23 protein-coding genes, 1 tRNA gene and 1 other annotated feature are annotated in these 25,100 nt (G+C 51.2%); of the genes, 14 read left to right on the top strand and 10 right to left on the bottom strand.

The genetic code is table 11. The annotated features are described in order from the left end of the window. Positions 1-48 precede the first annotated feature (48 nt). On the bottom strand, positions 49-747 hold the full coding sequence (locus tag AC5JO6_RS02360) for an energy-coupling factor ABC transporter permease (RefSeq protein ID WP_496079498.1): 699 nt from the start codon (positions 745-747) through the stop codon (positions 49-51). A gap of 393 nt (positions 748-1,140) precedes the next feature. Here AC5JO6_RS02360 and rplS point away from each other — a divergent pair, with 393 nt between their 5' ends. The 8 genes from rplS to rplL all read left to right on the top strand — a co-directional run bounded on the left by rplS (position 1,141) and on the right by rplL (position 5,470). Then, positions 1,141-1,506: a 50S ribosomal protein L19 gene (gene rplS / locus AC5JO6_RS02355; RefSeq protein WP_496079431.1), complete on the top strand. Its 366-nt coding sequence runs from the start codon at positions 1,141-1,143 to the stop codon at positions 1,504-1,506. A gap of 117 nt (positions 1,507-1,623) precedes the next feature. Further along, positions 1,624-1,696 (top strand) — tRNA-Trp (locus tag AC5JO6_RS02350). 253 nt (positions 1,697-1,949) lie between these two features. After that, the gene (gene secE, locus AC5JO6_RS02345; protein WP_496079430.1) at positions 1,950-2,174 is read left to right on the top strand and encodes a preprotein translocase subunit SecE; all 225 of its coding nucleotides are present in this window, start codon (positions 1,950-1,952) and stop codon (positions 2,172-2,174) included. Continuing rightward, positions 2,171-2,812 carry a transcription termination/antitermination protein NusG gene (nusG, locus tag AC5JO6_RS02340; RefSeq protein ID WP_496079429.1) on the top strand — a complete coding sequence of 214 codons (642 nt, stop codon included), beginning with the start codon at positions 2,171-2,173 and terminating at the stop codon, positions 2,810-2,812. Before secE ends, nusG begins: the two co-directional genes overlap by 4 nt. Before the next feature lie 8 nt (positions 2,813-2,820). Further along, positions 2,821-3,246 carry a 50S ribosomal protein L11 gene (rplK, locus tag AC5JO6_RS02335; RefSeq protein WP_496079428.1) on the top strand — a complete coding sequence of 142 codons (426 nt, stop codon included), beginning with the start codon at positions 2,821-2,823 and terminating at the stop codon, positions 3,244-3,246. Positions 3,247-3,393: 147 nt separating this feature from the next. Continuing rightward, positions 3,394-4,107, top strand: coding sequence for a 50S ribosomal protein L1 (gene rplA, locus AC5JO6_RS02330; protein ID WP_496079427.1), 714 nt, complete (start codon positions 3,394-3,396; stop codon positions 4,105-4,107). Positions 4,108-4,216: 109 nt separating this feature from the next. Beyond that, positions 4,217-4,378, top strand: a sequence feature (ribosomal protein L10 leader region). Between the two features lie 66 nt (positions 4,379-4,444). Then, positions 4,445-4,978, top strand: a complete 534-nt coding sequence (gene rplJ, locus AC5JO6_RS02325; RefSeq protein WP_496079426.1) for a 50S ribosomal protein L10 — start codon at positions 4,445-4,447, stop codon at positions 4,976-4,978. A gap of 99 nt (positions 4,979-5,077) precedes the next feature. Continuing rightward, a complete protein-coding gene (rplL, locus tag AC5JO6_RS02320; protein WP_496079425.1) occupies positions 5,078-5,470 on the top strand; it encodes a 50S ribosomal protein L7/L12 in 393 nt (130 codons plus the stop codon). A gap of 145 nt (positions 5,471-5,615) precedes the next feature. On the opposite strand, the gene AC5JO6_RS02315 is transcribed toward rplL, so the two are convergent. The 3 genes from AC5JO6_RS02315 to AC5JO6_RS02305 form a co-directional block, all read right to left on the bottom strand. After that, positions 5,616-6,242: a cytochrome c oxidase subunit 3 gene (locus AC5JO6_RS02315; RefSeq protein WP_496079424.1), complete on the bottom strand. Its 627-nt coding sequence runs from the start codon at positions 6,240-6,242 to the stop codon at positions 5,616-5,618. A gap of 67 nt (positions 6,243-6,309) precedes the next feature. Beyond that, on the bottom strand, positions 6,310-8,058 hold the full coding sequence (gene ctaD / locus AC5JO6_RS02310) for a cytochrome c oxidase subunit I (RefSeq protein ID WP_496079423.1): 1,749 nt from the start codon (positions 8,056-8,058) through the stop codon (positions 6,310-6,312). A 74-nt stretch (positions 8,059-8,132) separates the two neighbouring features. Next, positions 8,133-9,191, bottom strand: a complete 1,059-nt coding sequence (locus AC5JO6_RS02305) for a cytochrome c oxidase subunit II (RefSeq protein WP_496079422.1) — start codon at positions 9,189-9,191, stop codon at positions 8,133-8,135. A 632-nt stretch (positions 9,192-9,823) separates the two neighbouring features. Between AC5JO6_RS02305 and AC5JO6_RS02300 the strand changes: the two genes are divergently transcribed. The 5 genes from AC5JO6_RS02300 (at position 9,824) to AC5JO6_RS02280 (ending at position 14,794) form a co-directional block, all read left to right on the top strand. Beyond that, on the top strand, positions 9,824-10,810 hold the full coding sequence (locus AC5JO6_RS02300) for a COX15/CtaA family protein (RefSeq protein WP_496079421.1): 987 nt from the start codon (positions 9,824-9,826) through the stop codon (positions 10,808-10,810). Positions 10,811-10,941: 131 nt separating this feature from the next. Then, positions 10,942-11,919, top strand: a complete 978-nt coding sequence (locus tag AC5JO6_RS02295; RefSeq protein WP_496079420.1) for a heme o synthase — start codon at positions 10,942-10,944, stop codon at positions 11,917-11,919. A 151-nt stretch (positions 11,920-12,070) separates the two neighbouring features. Beyond that, positions 12,071-13,090, top strand: coding sequence for an ABC transporter ATP-binding protein (locus tag AC5JO6_RS02290; RefSeq protein ID WP_496079419.1), 1,020 nt, complete (start codon positions 12,071-12,073; stop codon positions 13,088-13,090). Positions 13,091-13,250: 160 nt separating this feature from the next. Then, the gene (locus AC5JO6_RS02285; protein WP_496079418.1) at positions 13,251-14,126 is read left to right on the top strand and encodes an ABC transporter permease; all 876 of its coding nucleotides are present in this window, start codon (positions 13,251-13,253) and stop codon (positions 14,124-14,126) included. 296 nt (positions 14,127-14,422) lie between these two features. Then, positions 14,423-14,794 (top strand): hypothetical protein, encoded by a 372-nt coding sequence (locus AC5JO6_RS02280; RefSeq protein WP_496079417.1) that lies wholly within the window; start codon positions 14,423-14,425, stop codon positions 14,792-14,794. Between the two features lie 104 nt (positions 14,795-14,898). On the opposite strand, the gene AC5JO6_RS02275 is transcribed toward AC5JO6_RS02280, so the two are convergent. Then, positions 14,899-17,274, bottom strand: a complete 2,376-nt coding sequence (locus tag AC5JO6_RS02275; protein ID WP_496079416.1) for a bifunctional serine/threonine-protein kinase/ABC transporter substrate-binding protein — start codon at positions 17,272-17,274, stop codon at positions 14,899-14,901. Positions 17,275-17,495: 221 nt separating this feature from the next. Then, positions 17,496-17,870, bottom strand: a complete 375-nt coding sequence (locus tag AC5JO6_RS02270; protein ID WP_496079415.1) for a c-type cytochrome — start codon at positions 17,868-17,870, stop codon at positions 17,496-17,498. Positions 17,871-18,449: 579 nt separating this feature from the next. On the opposite strand from AC5JO6_RS02270, the gene petG reads away from it, so the two are divergent. After that, complete coding sequence (gene petG, locus AC5JO6_RS02265) at positions 18,450-18,563, top strand: cytochrome b6-f complex subunit V (RefSeq protein WP_075600448.1); 114 nt, start codon at positions 18,450-18,452, stop codon at positions 18,561-18,563. A gap of 31 nt (positions 18,564-18,594) precedes the next feature. Here petG and AC5JO6_RS02260 read toward each other — a convergent pair whose 3' ends face one another. The 4 genes from AC5JO6_RS02260 to AC5JO6_RS02245 all read right to left on the bottom strand — a co-directional run bounded on the left by AC5JO6_RS02260 (position 18,595) and on the right by AC5JO6_RS02245 (position 24,751). Continuing rightward, positions 18,595-18,723, bottom strand: coding sequence for a hypothetical protein (locus AC5JO6_RS02260; RefSeq protein WP_496079414.1), 129 nt, complete (start codon positions 18,721-18,723; stop codon positions 18,595-18,597). A 14-nt stretch (positions 18,724-18,737) separates the two neighbouring features. Beyond that, positions 18,738-19,229 carry an ureidoglycolate lyase gene (locus AC5JO6_RS02255; RefSeq protein ID WP_496079413.1) on the bottom strand — a complete coding sequence of 164 codons (492 nt, stop codon included), beginning with the start codon at positions 19,227-19,229 and terminating at the stop codon, positions 18,738-18,740. Positions 19,230-19,308: 79 nt separating this feature from the next. Further along, positions 19,309-20,223 carry a peptidoglycan recognition protein family protein gene (locus tag AC5JO6_RS02250; RefSeq protein WP_496079412.1) on the bottom strand — a complete coding sequence of 305 codons (915 nt, stop codon included), beginning with the start codon at positions 20,221-20,223 and terminating at the stop codon, positions 19,309-19,311. Positions 20,224-20,326: 103 nt separating this feature from the next. Further along, on the bottom strand, positions 20,327-24,751 hold the full coding sequence (locus AC5JO6_RS02245; protein ID WP_496079411.1) for a WD40 repeat domain-containing protein: 4,425 nt from the start codon (positions 24,749-24,751) through the stop codon (positions 20,327-20,329). Positions 24,752-25,100 lie beyond the last annotated feature (349 nt).

The raw sequence follows: 25,100 nt of genomic DNA, 5'->3' as shown, positions 1-25,100 counted from the left end.
CGGACAAACCTTATTACCTTTGAGATGTTGAGTGTCTGATCGAGTTACTTAACGAGGTAAGAGTGATTCTGAAGCCAACGATCGCGCTCTACGTGGTGGATCGTAGAGTAAGTCAGGACGCGATCGCCAGATGAAGCTAACCGTTGTTACAGAAATGATCGCCTCACCGATCCCAATCAGGACGTGCCAAAATGTCATCGCTGTCAGAGCCACAGCAAATGGCACAGTACCAGACAAGGCAAGTTGGATTGCAGTCGCAATTGCAGCCACGACAACACTGACCCAAGCGGCGATCGCGACTGCAATCATTGTCTTGCCCACAGAGTTCCGTCCCAGCGCAAAGCGAATCGATCGATACAGATAGTAACCGCCAAAGGTGCCAATCAGCCCCATGTTAAAGACGTTTGCACCAAGAACAGTCAAGCCGCCATCCTGAAACAGACTTGCTTGAACGAAAAACACGACCGCCATGACGAGTGATCCTGCCCATGGTCCCAGCAGCGCACCCGCCAGCGTACCGCCTAGCAAGTGCCCTGACGTGCCACCGGGAATGGGAAAATTGATCATCTGAGCGGCAAAAATGAATGCAGCACAAACACCCATCAAGGGTACCGCCCGATCCTTATATTCAGATTGCACCCGCTGGAGCGACACTGCGATCAAGGCGATCGCCATCACCCAGGTCACCAAACTAACTGGCAGGCTCAGAAATCCGTCTGGAATATGCAGAGCCAAGTGATAGGGCATGACCGATCGCCATAGTTGGGCAGGCAATCGATAGAGATATGGAGAACCAGCTTCGACTATCATCAAAACAATATCCTCTTAGTAGTAGAAAATTGAATAGCCAGACAGTCTAGAGCAACCCAGCCAGCCAAGAGCCGTCAGCGAGTCAGACCACGTAAGCCAGACACAATACTTTCCAACAAATACAGCTAAGAATTCAATCCTCCACGGGGGCATCTGTGAAAAGAGCGCCGCCAAAATCTAACCATGAGCACTGCTGCACAAAAGATTTGTGTTGGGATAAGGTCTTAGCTGGTGGATACCGAAACTGCATTCCAACCAATTTGCCGTTTCCTCTAGACTTAAAGAATGTTTGTAAGCTACGATTGTAGACTGTGAGTTTTCGCCAAATCTATGCACGCCCAAGAAATTATCCGCTCCATTGAAGCGGAGCAAATGAAGTCAAATTTGCCGACTCTCTACATTGGCGACACGGTTAAAGTCGGTGTCATCATTCAAGAGGGCGGTAAAGAACGAACACAGCCTTACGAGGGCGTGATCATCGCTCGTCGCGGCGCTGGCATCAATCAAAACATCACGGTTCGCAAGACCTTTCAGGGCGTTGGTGTAGAGCGGGTCTTCTTGATCCATTCGCCTCGTATCGAAAGCATTAAAGTGCTGCGTCGAGCGAAGGTACGTCGCGCCAAGCTTTACTACCTACGCGATCGTATTGGTAAAGCAACTCGTCTGAAGCAACGGTTTGACCGCCCTCTTCAGTAAATTGCAGCTCTTGGTGGTTGGCGGCGAATCTGTTCAATCAGTTGTCTTGCCCCAATCACTAAAAACGTGCAGTCAACTGATAGACTGAGAATGCTAACGTTAGCGATCGGAGCACGAGCGCTCTTAGTTCAGTTGGTAGAACGCAGGTCTCCAAAACCTGATGTCGGGGGTTCAAGTCCTCCAGGGCGCGCTTACTCAACGGCAAAAACAGTGCCATGCAAGATCAACTGTAAGGCACCTCTGCGTCACTTTGACAATTGTCGTTAGGTGCCTTGTCGGTCTAGGCGTGATTGCTCAGCGCAGGTTTCTTGCAACAGCGCAAACCTCTAGTGAAACTGAGCTACATTGGTAGAGCGATCGCCACCTTTTAACTAATCCTAGCGCCCACCCAGGTGTAGGAGAGTGATACATCAAAGCTGCACTGAATGAGAGGGGATGAAGCCATGGCGAAAAAGGACGAAATTGAGTTACAGGAAGCAAAGCCAGGATTTGCGGTTTCAACCTTTTTGCAAGAAACGAAGGATGAGCTGGATAAGGTTGTCTGGCCCAGCCGCCAGCAGCTAATCAGCGAGTCGATCGCTGTCATTTTGATGGTGATCCTTTCCGCAACATTGATTTATCTCATTGATAATTTATTTGCTTGGGGATCTAAGCAGGTGTTTGGATGACTTTTGCAAGGGACGAATCTCAACAAAACTTGGCGCAAATTGACGCTGAGGAGGCTTCGGACGAAGCGTCCTCTCAAAACGGTCGCTGGTATGCTGTTCAGGTCGCTTCCGGCTGCGAGAAACGCGTCAAGGCTAACCTGGAACAGCGTATTGAGACGTTAGATGTTGCCAATCGCATCTTCCAGATTGAAATTCCTCAGACTCCAGCAATCAAGCTTCGCAAGGACGGTAGCCGTCAGAACACAGAAGAAAAAGTATTTCCTGGCTATGTGCTTGTCAACATGCTGATGGATGATGATACATGGCAGGTGGTTAAAAACACGCCCAATGTGATCAACTTTGTGGGCGCTGAGCAAAAGCGTCGATACGGTCGCGGGCGAGGACACGTGAAACCCTTGCCGCTGGGCAATGCAGAAGTTGAGCGCATCTTTAAGCAAGCTCAAGAACAGGAACCCGTTGTCAAGATTGACATGGCTCCCGGCGACAAGATTTTGGTGCTTTCTGGTCCCTTTAAGGACTTTGAAGGTGAGGTGATCGAGGTCAGTCCTGAACGCAGTAAACTCAAGGCGCTGCTTTCCATTTTTGGGCGAGACACACCGGTGGAGTTGGAGTTTAATCAGATTCAGAAAGAGAGCTAGTAGAGTCAATGGCAAAGAAAGTTGCTGCAGTCATTAAGTTGGCAATCACCGCTGGAAAAGCAAACCCAGCCCCTCCAATCGGTCCTGCGCTTGGTCAGCATGGGGTCAATATCATGATGTTCTGTAAAGAATATAATGCTAGAACGGCTGATCAGGCAGGCATGGTTGTACCGGTCGAAATTTCGGTTTATGAAGACCGCAGTTTTACGTTTATCCTTAAAACACCCCCTGCGTCAAAGTTGATTGCCAAAGCGGCAGGTATCGAGCGTGGTTCTGGCGAGGCAAATCGTAAGAAGGTGGGTTCTATTACTCGTTCTCAGCTGCAGGAAATTGCTCAGGCGAAATTGCCTGACTTGAATGCAAACGATATCGAGGCAGCGATGCGGATTGTTGAGGGTACTGCCCGTAATATGGGTGTAACCGTTAAAGAGTAGAGTATTGAGCGATCGGAGCTAAAGCGCTAAGCCTAAAGCTCAGATGCTAAACGCTCTAGTCTAAGCTTTCTGACTTAGCTCAGATAGCTAACTTGTAAACCAATAGCGGGGAAGAGGCAACGCTTCGTTAATACCCCAGGAGAACCGATGGCAAAAGTATCTCGAAGACTGCAAGAACTGCAAAAGAAAGTTGAGGAGCGCCCTTACGAACCGTTAGAGGCGTTAAATCTGCTTAGGGAAACAGCAACCGCCAAATTTGCCGAATCGGCAGAAGCGCACATTCGTTTAGGCATTGATCCCAAGTACGCTGATCAACAGTTGAGAACAACTGTCGCCTTACCCAAGGGTACAGGACAGTCTATTCGCGTTGCTGTGATTGCTCGCGGTGAGAAAGTGACCGAGGCAACCAATGCAGGCGCAGATTTGGCTGGCTCAGAAGAACTAATCGCTGAGATTCAGAAGGGGTCGATGGACTTTGATTTGCTCATCGCCACGCCAGATATGATGCCCCAAGTAGCAAAGCTAGGTAAGCTGCTGGGTCCACGTGGTTTGATGCCATCGCCCAAAGGTGGGACGGTCACGTTTGATTTGCCTCAAGCGATCGCCGAATTCAAAGCAGGTAAGCTAGAGTTTCGGGCAGATAAGACAGGCATTGTTCACGTCATGTTTGGCAAGGCAACGTTCCCAGCGGCTGACCTACTGGTCAATTTGAAGGCGCTGCAAGAGACGATCGATCGCAACCGACCTTCTGGTGCCAAGGGTCGCTACTGGCGCACAGTCTACGTTTCTGCCACAATGGGACCTTCGATTGAAGTCGATGTTAGCTTGCTACGAGACTTAAAGTTTGGAGAAGCGGCATAAAACTTTCGTTGTGAGCCGTTAGTTGTTAAACTGATGGATTCAGTGGCTTAAACATTGCAGACCGCTACAGTCGTAACACCATTACCCTAATTACGAAAAGTCCGCCACCAATACCTTAATAGCAAAGCCAGAGACAGCAGGCGCTTAGAAGCTTAATTTCCTGCTTAGGTTTTCGTTTTGTAGTTTTTTATGACATGTCACTTTGTTCGACGTGCTTGAAAAATCTACAGCGTAACCCCGGCTTTTTGTCCGGGGTTTTTTAATTCTAGCTTTGTCGCTTTAAGACTGATGCGCAACGCTGGATAGTACAACCACCCATTTAAAGGAGGTGAGATACATGGGTAGAACATTAGAGGGTAAGAAGGCGATCGTCGCTGAGCTCAAAGAAACGTTGAGTACATCCCAACTGGCAGTTTTAATTAACTATCAGGGTCTGACGGTTGCCGAAATTACAGACCTACGGAAACGGCTTTTGCCAACTGGTGCAACCTGTAAGGTCACTAAAAATACCTTGATGCGAATTGCTGTCGAAGGCAACCCAACGTGGGAGCCAATGACGAGTTTGCTATCAGAATCAACGGCATTTTTGCTGATCAAAGATGATGTTGCCGGAGCGTTGAAAGCGTACCAGGATTTCCAAAAAGCCACCAAGAAGACAGAGCTTCGCGGTGGCGTAATGGAAGGACGAGCGTTAACTGAAGCCGATGTCAAGGCGATCGCTGACCTCCCATCGAAGGAGCAGCTCATCGCGCAAATCGCTGGAGCGATCAATGGCGTAGCAGCGAAATTGGCGATCGGGATCAACCAAGTGCCCTCATCTTTGGCTCGTGCGATTCAAGCAGTTGCCGACAAAGACAAAGAAGCTGCTTGAAGCAGTTTTTAGTGATCAGCTTTTAGTTTTTAGACCATGATTTCTAACACTAAAAGCTAACGACCAACAACCAAGAACCAACAACTTAGGAGACAACAAATGTCTGTAACAACCGATGAAATTTTGGAAAAGCTAAAAACGCTATCACTACTGGAAGCGTCGGAACTAGTGAAGCAAATTGAGGAAGCTTTTGGCGTTAGTGCCGCGGCTCCAGCAGGCGGTATGATGATGGCGGCTCCGGGTGCGGCAGCGGCTCCGGCTGAAGAAGTTGAAGAACAGACTGAGTTCGATGTCGTGTTGGAAGAGTATCCGGCTGACAAGAAGATCTCAATTCTGAAGGTCGTGCGGACGCTGACAGGTTTGGGACTAAAAGAGGCAAAAGACCTTGTGGAAGCAGCACCCAAAGCGGTTAAGGAAGGCGTTGCCAAAAGTGATGCCGAAGATGCCAAAAAGCAGTTGGAAGAAGCTGGCGCGAAAGTAGCGATTAAGTAAAAGCAGCGAAAATATTATGTTTTCGTGAGGAAGTTACGCATAACGTCCCTACGAACACACAACATTTCAATGCAAAAGGGGGGACATTCAATGTCTCCCCTTTTTTGTACATCTCGCGTTTGCAGATTGGCTCAAGCTTGATCGCTCAAAGAATGTAGAGCAATAAGAAAAGGAAAATCCAAACGACATCAACAAAGTGCCAGTAAATTTCAGCGGCTTCAACGCCAAAATGCTTTTCGTTGCTGTAATGACCTTGCTTGAGCGATCGCCATAGCACTGCCAAGATGAGCACCAGTCCAAAGGCTACGTGTAAACCGTGAAAACCAGTCAGGACATAGAACGTACTGGCAAACAGATTTGTCTTCAGCCCAAACTCTAGGTGGAAATATTCGTATAGCTGACCCACCAGAAAGATGGCTCCCATTGCAGCCGTGATCGCAAACCACTTCTGCAAGCCCTTCACGTCGTTCTTCTTGATAGCAGTATCCGCATTGTGAATGATAAAACTGCTAGAAATCAGAATGATGGTGTTGATCCCTGGCAGCAATAGCTCTAGCTTTGGTGTGCCTTCAGGGGGCCAACTTGGGGCGACGGAACGGAACGTCAAATAGGCTGTAAAAAGCCCCAGGAAAATCATCGCTTCCGCGATTAAAAAAATAGTGATGCCAAAGAGACGATAGTCGTGGTGCTCAGTGTGATGAGCGACAACTTCGGTTTCGGTATGGTGATGATTAAGAATCGTTTTAGTCGAGTCGAGAGTGGAGCCTGTCATAGTAAAGAGTCGTTGATTGTTGGTTTTTAGCCGTTAGCCCTTCGTTTTCTTTACAGTCTGAGGGCGATCACTCATGACGATCGTCTTGAGACACCGCTACAGCCGGATCAGGTTCAGCTCTCAGCACTGAATTGGGACCCGCTGCCAGCACCGGATCTTGCGAGTCAGAAAACGGTACATCAACGGGAGTCGCACGATCGCCAAACCCGTAGTCATAAGGACCTGTTGCCAAGACTGGATCGGCTGCAAAGTTTTCGACAGGTGGTGGCGAACTGGTCATCCACTCTAGCGTTAGCCCTTTCCACGGGTTATCGCCCGCTTTCGGTCCATACATCCAGCTCCAAATTGCGTTGACGATGAAGGGAATCGTCGAAACAGCCAGAATGTAGGCACCGATCGAGCAAATGAGGTTCAGGAACGCGAATCTGGGTTCGTATTCCGCAATCCGGCGATTCATGCCCTCCAGCCCTAACTTGTGCATGGGCAAGAACGCCAGGTTGAAGCCAATCAGATTCAGCCAAAAGTGAACCTGTCCCCAGGTTTCGTTCAGCATACGTCCGGTCATTTTGGGGAACCAGTGGTAGAACCCGGCGTAAAGACCAAAGACACTGCCGCCGAACAAGACGTAGTGGATGTGCGCCACGATGAAATAGGTATCGTGAACGTGAATGTCAAACGGTACCGCAGCAACCATCACGCCGCTGATGCCACCAATCACGAACATCGATAGAAACCCAAGCGCAAACAGCATGGCACTATTGAGGCGCAGTTTGCCGCCCCAAATCGTCGCCAGCCAACTGAACACTTTGATCCCCGTTGGCACAGCAATGACCATCGTCGTGATCATAAAGAACATCCGCAACCAGGGTGGAGTGCCACTGGTAAACATATGGTGTGCCCAGACAATTAGCCCCAAGAAGCAAATAGCAAGGCTGGAATAGGCGATCGCCTTGTAGCCAAAAATCGGCTTACGGGCATGTACGGGCAGAATCTCAGAGATCATGCCAAAGACAGGCAGGATCATGATGTAAACCGCCGGATGCGAGTAAAACCAGAACATGTGCTGGTAGACGATCGGGTTGCCACCACCTGTTGGATTGAAAAATGACGTACCTACCAGCAAGTCGAACGCAAGCAAAATCAGTGCGCCAGCGAGTACAGGAGTCGCTAAGAGCGCCAGTGTCGAGGTTGCCAGCATTGCCCAGCAAAACAACGGCATCTGGTTGAACCCCATGCCCGCGATCCGCATCTTGAAAATGGTTGCGATAAAATTAATCGCTGCCAGAATTGACGATGTACCCAGTATCAAGACGCTCAGAATCCAGATTGCCTCGCCTGCCTGATCGGTTACCAGACTTAGCGGTGGATAGGATGTCCAGCCAGCACCGGGCGCACCCACAAAAAAACTGCAAAGTAATAAGATGCCCGCAGGAGGAATCATCCAAAAGGCAAGGGCGTTTAGCCTTGGAAACGCCATATCCCGTGCCCCAATCAGCAGTGGCACCAGGTAGTTGCCAAAGCCACCCGTTGTCGCAGGCACAATCCACAGGAAGATCATCACTGTGGCATGAACTGTAAAGAGACTGTTGTAAACCTCTCGACTGACGAAGTCTACTTCAGGGGTTGCCAGTTCTGTACGAACAGCGGTTGCTAGAGCGCCGCCAATCAGGTAAAAAACAAACGTCGTAACCAGGTATTGAATTCCAATTACCTTGTGGTCTGTACTGAAGCTAAAGTAAGTCCGCCAGTTTTGCTCATTCGGCTCGGCACCATGAGCAGGAAGGTTGGCGGTTTCTTGTAGCTGTGCTTGGGTCATAAGAATAAATCCATTGCGATCGGCTCATCGCTTGTTGCTTTTTCAGGTAATGGCGCTAACCCCTCGATCGACGATTAGCTTGCGGAAGACGCGTGTTCAGACGGAGAGTGGAGCTGGTGTAGCAGGCTGGGATCAATACCGATGCGATCGGCATAGGGAGCCAAGAACTCATCAGGCGTTTTGTCAGCAGGGTTGAGCGCGATCGTCTGCTCCAGTCCTTCGGCACTGGCAACCTTCTGCTCGTTAACCCAAGCATCAAAGTCAGCGGGCGATTCCGCAATCACTTTCGTTCGCATAGCACCGTGATACGGACCACAGAGTTCAGCACAGATAACGGGATACTCCCCAATGCGGTTAGGTGTGAATCGAAGTTCAGTCGGTTGACCAGGTACTGCATCTTGCTTCAACCGAAACTCTGGCACCCAAAACGCGTGCAGCACGTCACTGGCAGAAATATTCAGCAGCACGTCGCGCCCGACTGGAACATGAAGCTCACCTGCGACTACCCCACTATCAGGGTAGGTAAAAATCCAAGCATACTGCAGACCATTTGCCTGAATCACAAAGGGTTGGAGGGGGTTCTGCTGAGGCATCGCTCCCACACCGGGAGTCGTTGCTGTCCGCGAACCATCTTCGTTAGTGGTCACGCCACCGGGGATCGCTGCTTCAGCCTGAGGTGTCTCTGTTGAAGCTGCTACTAGCGTGTCATCAGTGGAGCCAGACGGCAAAGGCGCTGCGATCGCGGCACCAGACATCGCCATTTGATGCGTTGGCTGCCCATGCGCGACGGAATGCTCCATTGGGTTTAAGCCACCGATCTGGGTGTAAACCTCGAAGCTGTAGATCGCCAAGCCTAAAACAATGACCGCTGGAATCGATGTCCAAAGAATCTCTAGCGGAATATTGCCATGAACGGGCGACCCATCTGTTTCATCACCTGGCTGACGGCGAAATTTGAATACCGCTACCAGAATTACGCCCATCACGAGCAAAAAGAGACCTGTACCGATCGTCATCATCGTGTCAAACAGCCCATCAATCAGGGGGGCTGCTTCGGACGCTTCGACAGGCATCAAACCGTGGTTTTGACCGACCCAGACACTAACAAGAGTCAGTAGGATGCCAGCTAGCATCGTGGTAATGGAGCTTGGGATATTCACAATTCAAGTTCGCCTAAACAATAGCGATCGCAAGAGAGAAGCCACCGTTCGGAAGGAACAGAATGAGTCTCAAGAAAGGGCAGACGGTAGGAAGCAGCTTGCTGCCTCTATAGATCGTTAGATCTGCCTCTCTACAAGGTAAAGCAGTGCCCTCAAAAATGGAGCGGTTATTGACTATCCTTATAGATTTCTTCAGGATTGCTGTTGGTTTGCAACGCATTCCCAATTTAGTGAGCTAGTGGAGCGGCTCCAGCACCAAGAAAAGCGCAGAGTCACGTACACCAATTTGAGCACATTCAGGACACCGTCTAAGCCACTGCTCTATTCTGTCTAAGCCACTGCTCTATTCTGTCTAAGCCACTGCTTTATTCTGTCTAAGCCACTGCTCTATTCTATAGTCTGGTTTTCTGCAACGGTGGTGGTGCAAACGCGACGTAATCCAAAGAAATTCCAAAGGGGTTAGGGCAAACGTAACAGCCTCATTAAAGTAAGAGCAAAAGGCGAAACAAACCCGCATTTGAGAATGTAGTGCTAGGTTTGGAGTGTATAGTCACTCTTGAGTTTCATTTCGCCGCGTTGAACTTGTGATTTTCAAGGATAAGCCGATGGCTGATGCTATCTTCCATCAATCTGCTGTTGAGTCATCTCGACCCCGATCGCGGGTGAGCCGCTTTGCCCTGGCGATGGCGGCAGAAACGCTGTTTCTTATGGCTCTGGGTAGTGCTACGCGCGTCATGAACGCGGGTCTTGCCTGCCCTGACTGGCCCCTTTGCTACGGCGAACTGGTACCCCGACAGCAAATGAATTTTCAGGTTTTTTTGGAGTGGTTTCACCGCTTAACGGCATCGTCAATGGGCTTATTTGCGATCGCCCTTGCAGCCACTGCCTGGTGGTACCGTCGCTCATTACCTGGCTGGACACCCTGGGCAACCACGTTTGCGTTAGTACTGGTCGTTACTCAGGGGCTGCTCGGTGCGCTGACTGTTACCGAACTACTCCGTTTTGATATCGTCACTGCTCATCTGGGAACGGCGCTCCTCTTTTTTGTGACGCTACTGGCGATCGGCGTTGCCCTCATGCCTTACCAGGGGATGGGCACGGCTGGTAAGCTGCCCTGGGTTGGTCTCTCGGCGGCACTCCTGGTCTATGTACAAAGTATTCTGGGTGCGTTGGTGGCATCCCGGTGGGCGCTACATCAATGCCTCAATGATTCTGGTCTGTGTCTGGTGATGCATAGCCATCTTGCAGGCGTAGTACCACCGACGCTGGCAACGCTAACGCTGGTTTTTTTAGCATGGCGAACTCCAGCACTCCATCCCACATTGCGGAAGCTGGCAAGCGTAGCCAGCGGCTTAGTGCTACTTCAAATTCTTTTGGGAGTGGCGACGTTTAAGCTAAGGCTGCAAGTGGAGCCACTGACTGTCTCGCATCAGGCGATCGGCGCTGCGTTACTGGGCACGTTGGTCACGTTTACAGTATTGGCACTGCGTGACGGATCGTCAGTTGTCGTTGATGAATCGTCCTCCGCGTCGGTACCCTCGGCGATCGCTGATACGTTCCCCAGCGATCGCACCAATGGGCAACCTGCCTGACTTGACTTGAGGTTGATGGAGTGGGATCAAGCGAACGAGGCTCTGTCAAACCACACGGGTGAGCGTCGCCTCACTTACAACTCCAGTTCTAGTCTGTCTTTATTCAGTTTGTCTTCTTTAGGAAAGGGCGAATGCAAGAAACTGTCTTAACTGGTATTTCCCGCCAACACGAGAACATCTTACAGGTTCTCCAAAGCTACTACCAACTCACCAAGCCTCGCATTATTTTGCTGCTGTTGATTACAACGGCTGGAGGCATGTGGATTGCGGCAGAAGGTGAAGTAAACCCCGTTCTCTTGCTGGTGACATTGTTCAGCGGTGCCTGCGCTGCTGGGGCAGCTAATACCATCAATTGCTTCTACGATCGCGACATCGATTACATCATGGAGCGAACTCGTCATCGCCCCCTGCCGTCGGGACGAATCCAACCACGTGATGCGCTGATTTTTGCGATCGCCCTTGCAACGCTTTCGTTCACGCTGTTGACTGTTTTTGCCAACTTGTTGAGCGCTTGCCTTGCGATGTCCGGTATCGTCTTCTATGTGCTGATTTACACCCATTGGCTCAAGCGGCACAGCACACTTAACATTGTGATTGGGGGTGCTGCTGGGGCGATTCCACCGCTGGTTGGCTGGGCAGCCGTCACGGGTGATTTGAGCTGGGCAGCGTGGGTGCTGTTTGCCATTATCTTTTTTTGGACACCTCCGCACTTCTGGGCACTGGCAGTCTTGATTCGAGAAGACTATGCCAAAGTGGGTGTGCCCATGTTGCCTGTTGTCGTTGGCAATGAACCGACTGCCCGCCAGATTTTCTACTACACGCTGGCATTGATCCCAGTCACCTTGCTGCTTGTTTACCCACTGCATGTGATGGGAACCGTATACGCTGGCATTGCCTTGCTGCTGGGCGGCGTTTTCGTTCAAAAGGCATGGCAGCTTATGCAAACACCGTCCGATTTGGCGGTTGCGCGATCGGTCTTTAAATATTCCATTTTATACCTGATGCTCCTCTGTGCAGGTATGGGACTTGATAGCTTACCCGTCACGCATCACATCACGGATGTGGTTGCGGCGAATGTACACACTCTCATGGGATCGCTGAAAGCTTAGACGACTGCCAAGGAACCGTTATCGCCTGTCCAGCCAGGTGAGAGCGGTAGAGCCGTTACTTGCAATGGCTCTCTTAACAATGAACGCTCGATCGCGTCAACTACGATAGGATGAAAGAGTGTTGAGATTTGTATAGCTTGGGAGGAGTACGATGGCTCCTGCGGTGTTGATTGAAAAGCTGAAGAAACAGTACGGCTCTGTAGAAGCTGTGAAAGATGTCTCACTTCAGATTGAGCCAGGAGAAATTTTTGGTCTTCTGGGACCCAATGGGGCAGGCAAAACGACCACTCTACGCTGTCTCTGTACGTTGGCTGAGCCTGATTCTGGCAGAGTGGAAGTCTCTGGTATTTCAGTCATCGATCAGCCCCGCCTCGCTAGGCAATGTCTGGGCTATATCGCACAGGAAGTAGCGCTAGACAAGGTGCTGACGGGACGCGAGTTGCTTCAACTGCAAGCAGCGCTCTATCATCTTCCTCGCGCGATCGCCAAAGAACGTATCGCCCTTGTCCTCAAGCTATTGGATTTAGAAAGCTACGCCGACAAAAAGACGGGTACTTACTCCGGTGGTCTAAAGAAACGCCTGGATCTGGCAGCCGGATTGCTACATCAACCGCAGGTGTTAGTTTTGGATGAGCCAACCGTTGGGCTGGATATTGAAAGTCGTATTGCGGTTTGGGATTTCCTTCGGGGGCTGCGGGCGGATGGCACTACTGTTCTACTGACCAGCCATTATCTTGAGGAGGTAGACGCACTCGCCGATCGTGTTGCCATTATTGATCAGGGTTCGGTGATTGCGTCTGGTAAGCCCTCAGAGCTAAAGGATCAAGTGGGGGGCGATCGGGTGACGCTTCGCATCCGTGAGTTCTCGCCACCTGAAGAGGCTGAACGGGCAAGAACGCTGCTTCAGTCGCTGCCAGCCGTGCAAGAAATCATTATCAACAGCGCTCAGGGCAACTCGCTTAATCTGGTCGTTCAGCCCCAAAGCGATGCTCTTGCCACCATTCAGCAAGCTCTACAAACCGCTGGATTACCAACCTTCGGCATTGCCCAATCGCGCCCCAGTCTTGATGATGTCTATCTGGCAGCAACTGGACGCACCTTATTGGATGCTGAAATTGCTAGTGCTGGTAGCCGCGACACGAAAGCAGAGCGGAAGCAGGGTATGCGCTGACCAAGATTTACCAGCCAAAACGACTGTATGGGCTAGTTTCACAGCGCAACGCTATTTGCAAGATACTATCTGTAAACGCTGTCCCATGAAACCCTTAAACTTATCTCATTTCTTTAGGATTCAACTCTGTAGTGCCACCTTCATCTTCGCGGTTTAACTTATGAGTACAACCTTTGCACCGTCTGAAACTGAGCTAGACAAACGTACTGAAATTCAACCCAACTCGACGTTTGGCGATTTCTTACAGGAGACAGGAGCACTGACCCGCCGTCTCTTTATTCAACTCCAGCGCCGTCCGTCTACTTTAATTGCAGGTATTATTCAGCCGATTATGTGGCTGGTGCTGTTTGGGGCACTCTTTCAAAATGCGCCACAGGGTCTGTTTGGGACGGATGTCAGCTATGGACAATTTTTGGGCGCAGGCGTAATCGTTTTCACAGCGTTCGGCGGGGCGCTGAATGCTGGACTACCAGTCATGTTCGATCGCGAGTTTGGCTTCCTCAATCGCTTGCTGGTAGCGCCTCTGGCATCGCGGTTTTCGATCGTGATGGCATCTGCCATTTTTATTACAACGTTGAGCCTGATTCAGACCGGTGCGATCGTTACGATGAGTGCCTTACTGGGAGCAGGCTTGCCAAATGCGTTGGGTCTGGGATTGGTCGGTTTGATTGTCTTGCTGCTGGTGTTGGGTGTCACAGCCTTGAGTTTAGGGCTTTCCTTCTCCTTGCCTGGTCATATTGAACTCATCGCCGTGATTTTTGTCACGAACCTGCCGCTACTCTTTGCCAGCACTGCATTGGTGCCCCTATCGTTTATGCCGCTGTGGTTGCAGTGGGTCGCAACGCTCAATCCCTTAAGCTACGCGATCGAACCCATTCGCTACGTTTATCTGCATAGTGACTGGTCGCTGAGCAGTGTCGTCATGCAGGCTCCCTGGGGTTCTGTCACACTGGGAGCCGCTCTACTGTTGCTGCTTAGCTTTGATGTTGTGGCGCTAATCATCATTCAGCCAAGACTCCGTCAGACGCTAGCTTAACGATTCGGCAGAGACTTCTGAACACATTTAGGACTTACGCAGAAACCGGGTTTCTTTACGAAAAGCTGTCGTTTGAGCCTACCAATTGTGTCAAGAAAGCCGGTTTCTCTCACCGTGCGTAAGTCTTAACATTGTTATTCTAAACACATTGCTAGAACGGCTTTTGAGTTGAGTGCTAAAATACTTTTGGAGTCAGGGAGCATTCTGCTAACCAGCAACGTCTTGGCTAGAGATTAGTACGGCAGCTTTCAGATGATGTTTCGGGTAGAGAACGTTTTATGACTACAACAATGAGAATGTCAACAGTATTCGCATGTAGGCTTACCCAGTTCACTTTCGGTTTTGCGGCGGCGATCGGGTTGATGACGGGGCTTTCTCACTCAGCTTCGGCTCAGCAAGAAGGTGTGGCTCAACCGCAAGAAATTTTTCAGGATGGGCAAACCCGCGATCCCTTTTCGGGTCGGGGTAGCGACCAGTCTGGTGGCGTAATGGACTTAGTGCATCGGGCAATGCAAGCAGGCTCCACCAGCAACGAAGACTTTTATAACCAGCAGAAAGAGAATCTCGATTCAGCAGCAGCAGATTTTCGGGCGGCACAGCAACAGCGTTTGAATAGTCCGCAGACTACCCCCGCAACGGCTCAAGGCACGGTCGCTCCCACGAAATAGCCTTGATGATTGTGCTGATGGTCGCGTCAAAGCTGGAAGCGTCGTTAAAGTGCGCCTTGCTTTAGTCTTTCCAAAAAGTCTTTACGTCGTCTCCTGCTTCACCTCTACTTTGCAGATAGTGGCTTAAACTCGTAGGCTGTCTGGCTTCCGACTGCCACTGGAACGATCGTCACTAAGAGTACGCTACCCTGGCGATCGCCCGATGGTAAAAAGCGCACAGGAGTAGTTGCACCATGTGCCGCAAACGTGGTTTGAGATAGCACTCTTTTAATGCCCGTACGACTGGGATCGACTCGTATGGCAGCGATGAGAGCTTGAGTCGCATCATATGCCAGAGCAGTGCGCCAGCTAACGGAAGCATCAAGCCCCCAGAGTTGGCTCGATTGTCGTTGGAAGAGAGACTGAGCAAGATCAGCAGGAACCGCGACAGTTGTACCGACGGCATCCTTGCCAGCCACTTTGAGTATTTTTACGGTCGAGATACTGTCACCAGCAAGCACTTTGAGGCGACGGTGGTTTAGCTGCACAATCTGGATCGCCTGATCAGAAACGGTATTGTCTGATGCCAGCATGATGACTTCGGCACCCTTAGCGATCGCGGTTTCAACGCTATCAGCCGCATCAAAATCGGGGCGGGAGAAGTCAAACTCATTCATCAACTCCACACCATTGTAAAATAGAGCGTTTTTGAACTCGGTTTTGAGCGACACGCTGTACGCGCTGGCAGCGTTGAAAAAGACCACCACCTTACGCTTTTTCAGGCTATTGAGCATATAGGTGCTTAGCACTTTGGCAGTGAGGCGATCGCTGGGCATCGTGCGGAAAATGTAGTCGCCAAAACTGGATAATTGCACCGCAGAACTGAGTGGCGATACCATCACTAACTGATTTGCCTGATAGACAGAGGCGGCAGACAGCGACGTGTCACTAATGCCATGTCCAATCACACCTAGAACGTCTGATTGGCTTGCCAGAACGGTCGCTAACTGTTGAGCCGTATCGGGCTGGTTGTCATCGTTGGCAATGACGACCTTCAAACGGATGCCATTAATGCCACCAGCCCGATTCAACTCGTCCTGCGCCTTGGCAACCCCTCTCAGAATTTCGAGCGCCGAGCCAAAGGTATCACCCAGTGGTACAGCAACCGCGATTTTGTAGGACGTTTCAGTGCCGATACGTGCGTTGTTGAGGTAAATCAAGGTTTCGGGATCGCCCTGATTGCTCTGACGTGCTGCCTCCAGCGCCACAACTGCCTTCGTATATTCTCCAGCAGCAAGCCGCTCAACGCCTTCTTGCTTTTTGGGGTTGACTTGCCAGCGGCTTAGCAGCGTTTCACCCGCACTGATACGATCGAGCACCAGGCTCTGCGTTGGCTTCGGCGCTGAGTCAGATCGTGAGGGCACTACAGCAGAAGGCAGTAACCCACGTACCAGAGCAGTCAGAGCAAGAGCAGCCACGATCGCGCTACCCACGATCGTCAGCAGTTTAGTACGGTTGAAACGAGGATGAGGGCGTTGCTTTGAATGCTCCACTTGAAACTGAGTTTGGAGTAGTGGAGTCATGGTGAGCGGGCTTGCTGCTGCACGACCGAGAAAATTAGCGGTGCGGCGATTGGCAGGTGCGCTACCAGAAATAACCTGCTGTAGTGCTTGCCGTGCCTCTAAAGCGGACTGGTAGCGATGGATGTAGTGATAACAAATCATCCTGTCCAGGAAGGTTGCCAGCGACTCACCTACCTGTGCCTGGTCTCGCCAAATGATTTCAGATGTGTTGAAGTCTTGCGGTAGCTGCGATGGACGCATCCCCGTCAGGGTCTGAATGGCGACCATACCCAATGAATAGAGGTCGCTGCTGAACTGCGGTCTGCCCAGACATTGCTCACTAGCGCCATAGCCAGACGTGTAAATCGGGATGCTCAGGCTGGTCTCACCCGTGGCTTCAGCGATCGTGTTGCCCAGCGTTTTCACGGCACCAAAGTCAATCAAGACAAGCTTGTCATCGCGATCGCGGCGAATCAAATTTTCAGGTTTGATATCTCGATGGATCACCCCTTGAGCATGGACGAACTCCAAAACGCCCAAAACATCCTCTAATAGCCTGATCACCTGGCTCTCAGAAAAGTGGACACCTTCAGTCAGCTCATCACTAACAGGATGACCCTCCACAAACTCCTGCACCAGATAAAACTCTTGATTCTCTTCAAAGTAAGCAAGCAGTTGCGGAATCTGGTCGTGCCTGCCCAATCGCTCTAACGTCTCTGCCTCTGTTTGAAAAAGCCGCCGCACTTGCAGAAGCACAGAGGCATTGGAGCTAGCGAACGTGAGATGCTTCAGTACACAGCGTGGGTTCCCAGGACGTTGAGTGTCTTCGGCAACGTAAGTATGACCAAAGCCTCCTGCTCCCAGGACATTGATAATTTTGTAGCGCGCACCGATGAGTTCGCCCAGCATTGCAGTCACAGCTAGCGGTAACTTCGCCACCTATACAGGCGAAATCACTTTCTAATGACTCTACCGTGATGCCGCTGATCCTGCCAGGGGAAATCTAAGCAGACACAACACAAAACCTGTCACACTTGAGACAGCAACCTTTTACGCTCTGCCTGCTGACTATCCTGGTGCAGAACTTGGCGTGTAGAATTCAGGAGTCAGAAGTCAGCTTCTAGAGCGACTTATCCCTTTTGACTCCTGGTATAGATGTGTTAAAGACTGTTCAAGTAGCTAAGCAGGTCTGCCATTTCCTGAGCGCTTGGCTGAAACTGAGGCATTGGCGGCGTTTTCCCACTGGTTACTTGATGGATAATGCCGACCTTGGACTTACGGCTAGAAACTTCTCGTAGGCTTGGACCAACCCATCCATTCGCTTCAGTCCCATGACAGCCAGCGCAGTTCATGAGAAAAATGGCATGTCCCTGTATAGAATCACCTTGATGTGACATGACATCGCGCACGTAAGGTGAAGAGGCGCTCAACTGATAGATTCCTAGAACAGCTAGGAACACAGCAAAAAACGTTGCCAGAACGACCAGGGCAATCCGCTGAATGGAACTTTCGTGATTAAGAAGCTGGTTATCCAAAAGTTGTGCAAAAGAGCGCCTGTGGGCAAGTGTGTAGCGATAAAGATTTCGATCGATTCACTCTTATACTTTAAAGCCTCTTTAGATAACTTTGCAATTCTCTCATGCTTCAGGAAAGGAACGAAGCGATCGACGGACATCTTCGTCAGCGACTCTTTGGCTGTGCTCAGGGTTCAGACGACGCAACTTCTTTCAAGTTAGGAGTTGTACAGAAATAACAGCATGGTCTGTAGCTGTCAGCCGTTAGCGAAAAGCTGATCGCTGATTCAAAAGCGTGCAGTTATTTTTATACCAATTCAACGTGGAGCAGCCTTAGAGGTAGGGTGTGTTAGCGAAGCGTAACGCACCGCATCCCTAGCAATGATGCGTTTTGCTGCCGCCAACGCATCCTACGATCATGTGCATCTTCAAATGAATGCGGCAAATGAATGCGGTATTGGCAAGCTCTGATCTTAATGTCGATACCACTTTGAGCGAAAAAACTCACTGTATGCGCTGCGTTTTGTCGTTGAACCTAGTACCATAGGCACAGAGCATATCGTTCACGTCAGAGTTGCTGGACTCAAAAGGAGATTTAACTTGGTAGAGCCACTTCTTTCAGGTATTGTGCTTGGATTAATCCCGATTACCCTTGCTGGGCTGTTTGTCGCCGCATATTTGCAGTACAAGCGTGGCAATCAGTTAGGTCTTTAGATTTTCCAACCATTCTTACTACTAAAAAAGTCTAGTGGATTGCTAGGCTTTTTTTAGTCATCTGATGCGGCGATTGATTAAGCGATCGTCCACTGACTTGCAGTGACCCACGCAATGCCATTACAGCCTTAATGCCCGTCTGCTCCGATGGCGCTCCCATCAATCAGGGTGCCGTCAAGCAATCTCAAATTCGACACCATAGCTCTCTAATAAATTGCAGGTGTCATGGTCAACCAGGTTGGTATCACTCAGTTCAAGGTTGTAGAAGTCTACCCAGGCATCGTCAAAATAGGGACCAGCGTGCCAGGTGCCCATTTCGAGCTTAATGAAACAAGTGCCAGGGATGCGAAAAACCACCACATCTTCCCAGGTAGGAAGTGGTGCTGTACCGGGCGGAGCCACGCCCAGGAACCATTCTTTACCGCCGAGAGAACCTAGACATTGTGTACAGCGTTGATGGCGCGTTATTTTGTGAAACTTGCGTCCGTGCTGATGCAACCGCATGATGTAGAAGCGAGGAATGCCGTTTTGCAGCTGTAATTGGGCATCCTCAGTCCCAAAAGGCGTGTGGTCATCCAACGCAACGATCACTTGACCAAACGGAAGGAATGCTGCTGAGCTAAGCGGCTGGGGTGGGATTTCTCTTAACTGGTATGTCTCCATCATCAAATTTAGAGTCTAGCCTTTGATGAAAAGATACTAACAGACTTGTAACAGCAGTACGTTTAACCACTCTGTTCGATCGCTACTGGGGCTGAGTGGGTAAAAGCGGGGAATCGGTACAGCGGATAGCAATGGCAGTGGTTCTAGGTTGTGCTTTTAAGAGTGCCAAGAAGGTCGTGTTGCTAAAGCTGCGTGGATCGATGCGCGATCGAGAGCGATCGACCGCCCTATGGGTCGTGATTCGTCCATCTGCGACGCCTGTATTAGCGACTACCCAGGCAAGCGACTGATACTGAGCTTGCGTGTAGCCACTGTGTGTATAGCCGTTGTGGTTGCCATCGTAGGGTGTTTCGAGAGAAATGTGATAGGCAAAGTTATTGACTGACGCTGACAAAGCGGAACTGGTTCTCACAGCTTCTAGACCATTGGCACCAACAAAGGCAGAATTGCCCGCTCCAAAGGCTCGTTTGTCCGGTGGTACCAGGTAAACGACTGTGCCATTCCGCTTAATCAATGTGTGATAGCTCACCTGATCGTTATCATTGAGATGAAATGCCTTGAAGAGACCGATCGCGCTACTCGCAGAACCAACGGTTTCGTGCAGAACGACCAGCGGTTCCAGGTTTGCGGGGTTGCCATTGATATCGTTAAGAAAGCGATCGCCGTAGTTGGTCGGATCAATCAGCGCTACCTCTTCTCTCGGTACGTAACCTGTAGTTGCCTTTTCAGCGTTGTCAACGCTTTGAGACGCTACAGGCTCTTGCCGAAAACGTGAGAGAGAGACTGCACCATCTGCAAGCAGCTTGGCACGCCGTTCCAGCATCGCTTTTTTACGTGCCTTGGCGCTCCCTTGATCAGGCTGTACGGCACAGGCAGTAGAAGCAGGATTGGCTGGCGATGCAGAAGGAATCAGTGGAGCTAGCGTCGGTTGTGACCGCGTTTCTGCTCCCTGAGCGGTTGCTAGATTGCGACTGTTGATCGCTAGTACAAATGTCATCAGGCAAAGTACAGCTGCCAGAATAGCGGTTAAAAGTCTTCGGTTCATCTCGATTCGTTGTAAACCTTTAGTTCTGCGATGATCCGGTTCTGATCGGACCTGATCATGAGTGAGCGACTGATGGGTCGAGTGATGTTGGAGGGGCAGGCACTTGCTCGATCGCCCCAAGCAGCTTCAACGTGCCCTTCTGAGCCGCTGTTAGCCCTGTCACACCCGTGATATTAGCGTTCTCATACGGTCGTTGCACTCTCAAGGTCTCCAGGCAAGCAGCCTCTTCATTAACGCTTCGACTGCTTTCCCGCTCTTGTTCGCTGAAGGACTCATTGAAAGACTCACTCAGCATCTCCTGAGTGTCGCTCATACAGCCCATCTTTGGGACATCCTTTGGGCCTAAACGCGCTTCCCACAGCTTGACAGTACCATCTTGGCTACAGCTTGCCAGCAAGCGTCCATCGGGGCTATAGGCAAGGAAGCGTACCCAGTTTTGATGTCCGTGAAGGTTTTGGAGTAAGGGGAGAGGGGTAAGGGGTGAGGTCGTGCTAACGACTGACGGCTGACGGCTGACGGCTGACGGCTGACCGCTAACCGCTGTTATGTCCCACAGCTTGATGATGCCGTCACCACCGCTACTCGCAAGCACTGGTTCGTTGTGGCTGAAGGCAACGGTCAGCACCAAACTAGCGTGGGCTTGAAACACATGCAGCCGATCGCCCGTTTCAGCATCCCACAAAATCACGATGCCGTCTGAGCTACCGCTTGCCAGCCACCGACCGTCCGGGCTAAACGCCAGACAGCGAATCCAACTGGTATGACCAATGAGCGTCTTTAGGTGCTGCACCGCAACAGGGAGAGGCTGTCCAGTGATGCCACCCAGCAGTGAAGCCTGAGTTGTCAGCCCCCAAAGCCGAATGGTCTGATCTTGGCTACCGCTGGCAAGGAGGTGGCGCTGCGGCGATCGGGGTGCAAAAGCAACCGCGCAGACACCGCCCTCATGTCCTTTAAGCATATGCTGCTCATAGCCCGCTTCCTGCCAAAGGCGAATCGTACCGTCGAGACTACCGCTGGCAATGATTTGACCATCAAGGCTAAAGGCTACAGACCAAACTGCGTGAGTGTGTCCCGTGAGGGTGAGGGGTGAGGGGTGAGAGGTGAGGGGTGAGGGGACGAAAGTTTGAGGTTCGAGGTTTGAGTTAAGTTCTTTCTGATCGCTGACCGCTGACCGCTGACTGCTATAGCTTGCTTCCGCTCTGCGGTGTGCTGACCGCTGCTTCCCAAACTCAGAGGTATTCCAGAGGCGAACCGTGCCATCTTCGCTACCGCTTGCAACGGTCTGACCATCTGGACTAAAGGCAACAGCCCAGACCCAACTGGTGTGACCGGCAAGAGGGTAGGGTGTGGGGGGTAGGGTGTGGGGGGTGAGTACGTTTTGAGTAGCGCTGAGTTCTTTGGACTCGCTTCGCGTTTCTTGTCTGCCGTTCGCTTCGCATTTGACAGAAAGTTTTGGGTTTTGAGTGACGGCTGACGGCTGACGGCTGACGGCTGACACATCCCAGAGTCGAATCATCCGATCTTGTCCGCCACTAACCAGGGTCTGCCCATCAGGGCTGAAAGCGATCGACCAAACACCGCTGTTGTAGCCTTGGATCAGCCGTACACATTGATTAGTGCCGCTGTCCCAAAGTCGTACAGACTGATCTTCACTGCCACTTGCCAGCAAACCACCCTTGGGGCTAAACGCAACCGCAGAGATCCAACTTGTATGCCCCTGTAACATTCGCAGACAGTCACCGTTTTCATTCCACAGCCTGACTGTGCGATCGTCGCTACCGCTAACGAGACAAGCGCTGGTCGGATCTTTACCTGTAGAAGCGGCAAAGGCAATGGAGCGGACTGCCGCAGCGTGCCCCAGCAAGGTTTTGTAGCACTGCTGCGTTTGCACATCCCAAAGCTTAATCGTGCGATCGCTACTGCTGCTGGCTAAGGTTTTGCCATCGGGGCTGAAGGCGATCGACCAGACCCAATCGGTGTGTCCGATGAGGGTGAGGAGAGAGGGGTAAGGAGAAAGGGGTGAGGAGAGCGGTGAGTTTCCCGTTTGACGGCTGATGGCTGATGGCTGATGGCTGACCGCTGACTGTTGGCTCCCCAACTGAGAGACATCCCATAGTTTGACGGTGCGATCGTAGCTGCCGCTGGCGAGGAGGCGACCATCAGGACTAAACGCAACCGAATGCACTTCATCAGTGTGTGCTGAAAGGACAGCCGTCAGTGCTCCAGTAGCGACATTCCAGATTCTGACATGGGAATCTTCGTTGCCGCTGGCAAGGTGCGTGCCTGCGGGGTTGAATGCCAATGAAAAAACGCGGCTTGTGTAGCCCTGTAGCGTGTGGATACAGTCGCCTGTTTGCACATCCCAAAGATGAATCGTGCCATTGGCGCTGCTGGCGAACACGCGGTTGTCGGGGCTAAAGGCAACCGTCCACGCCCAGCCATCTTTGGCTTTGCAGGTTAAGAGCTTTTTGCCATCGGCAACGCGCCACAGATGCACTTCATAGCTGATATCACTTGCCGCTAACAGGTTGCCATCGGAGCTGAAGGCAACGGCGAGAATTTGGCTGAAGGTTTCCGTAAAAACAGACTTGCTGAGATCGGAATGAGAAAAATTTGTCCCGTGCAGGCTCACTTTTTGCAGGTATGCTTGCCAAATTGTGAGGTTGGAAAAATCACGATCGCGCAACGTGCAGGCGACACGATCGAGCTTGGAAGCATTGCCCAACGTCCGATCGAAGGGCAAACGGTCTCTATCCTCTTGATCAACCTGAAGCTGACAGAGCAAATTAATCACGTTTCCACCCATGTAGCCAATCACCTGCGGGGCTTTTCCCCGCGCATCGTCAATGATTTGCATCAGTCGATGATCTAAAGCCACACGGCTACTGGTATGCAGCAAGCGATCGACGATCGGCTTGAGCAACAGGCGAATTTGTGATTCACGCACGTAGTCCTTTGCCTGCGCTTTGATCAACGCATGGGAGCGGAGTAGGGGGAACGGGTAAGAGGGTGAGGTGATGGGGCGATGGGGCGATGAGGCAGGGTTTTGCGCTTGTTCTAACGGCTGACCGCTGACCGCTGACCGCTGACCGCTGACTCCTTCAATCTCCTCGCAGACTCCCTCAATCAATTGTTCCAGCATATATTCCATCACGACAGGTTGCAGCGTGAAGGCATTGCCGTTGAAGATATTGCCGTTCTTTTCAATCAGAGAGCGGCGTTCAAGAGCGGTCAAGGTTTCAAGCAGGTGAGCAGGCAACACAGGTGGCAAACAGTCTGACTGCAAATCAGCGAAGCGAATCGGTTCACGGTTAATTGCCAACCAGAACATGACCTGTTGTTCCAGGTCAGAGAGACGACCAATTTGACGTGCCAGCAAATCCCGAATGTCTCCAAAAACGGAGCCGCCCTGCTGTGAAAAGTGGAGAAACTGCGTTAAGCTGCCATCGAAAAAATCGGCGATCGCAGTTGCCACAATCTTGAGCGCTAACGGATTGCCCGCATAATAATCGACCAGCGTTTGCCATTCTGTCGCGGAGCCAGAAAATGTGCCTTTGACGCTCAAGAGTTCGCGTCCAACCGCAGGGGGCAAACCAGCAAGCTGGAGCGATCGCACGGGCAATCGATCGCCTTCTTTCGGAGCCAATCCCTTCGGTTTTTCTCGGCTTGTCATGAGTAAACAGCTTTGGTGCGGCGTTTCGCCGACACAGCGCAAAAGCTGCCCATAGCCTTCATAGCCAGATTGATAGCCGCCATCGCGATCGCCCGGTTGCATCACCGTTTCAGCATTATCCAAAATCAGTAAGCAGCGATGAGCGCGTAGATAATGCAGTAACCGCAAAATTTGTTGATCCAGTGTGTCTGTCTCTGGCAAAAGCGGTTGCGTCTGCTGGTTTGCCACAAACTGAATGAGATCATGCAGCAGATTGTGAATTGGCGGAGCATTGCGGAGCGATCGCCAGATGACGTACTCAAAGTTCGCCTGAATTTGCTGCGCCAACCGAACAGACAGCGCTGTTTTGCCAATGCCGCCCATCCCATACAAGCCGATGAGTCGGCAGCGGTCTTGCAGCACCCATGCTTCTAGAGTCGTGAGTTCGGTCGATCGACCGTAGAAAACCGAAACATCGCTGGCTTCGCCCCAGTCGAGGTGGGGTGAGGAGTGAGGGCTAAAGGATGAAGCTGACTGCTGACCGCTGACCGCTGACCGCTGACCGCTGACTTCCCCTCTACTCACATACCGCTTCAAGACAGCCTGGAGGTTCCCTTTGCTGACCCGTTCTCCCATCGCTTTTGAGAGCGACTGCCAAAGTTGTGAGCCGATTTGTTTGATGTAGCCCACTTCATACCCCGATCGCTGGGCAATCTCCTGGTATGACAATTCGTCCCACGCTTGCCGAAACACGATCGCCTCTAGCCGCCCCAAACATTCATCGCTCAAGGCTTGCTCAACAATTCTGAGTGCTTCATCAGCATCCATAGGTAAAAAGTAGGCGCTACAAAAGTAAACAGTGATTGAAGGGCGACTTCTCGAAGAGTGGCTTCTTGAAGGTTTATCATCAAAGCCTTGACCAGCACTAAGTTCGTAGTTTGTGTGCTCTAAGTTGCAAGCGGTCTTTAGAAACCGCTCTCGCATGATCCAGTACGGTGCGTTTGCAAAGGCGCTTGTGCCTGCTAAAGTGCTGATAAAAGGAGCTGAAACGTCATCTAGATTGCTGACCTAGACGATCTTAGATGCTTATCCTATGAGCTTCTCGCTCAGCGCTTTGTTGTAGTAGTGACATTCTTCTCACTTTACACGCACCTCTAGCGCACCCTGCTGAAACCGC

Source organism: Tildeniella sp. (genome assembly GCF_059505325.1).
Note: the sequence above shows the minus strand (reverse complement) of the source record. Positions and strands in the feature narration are given on the sequence as shown.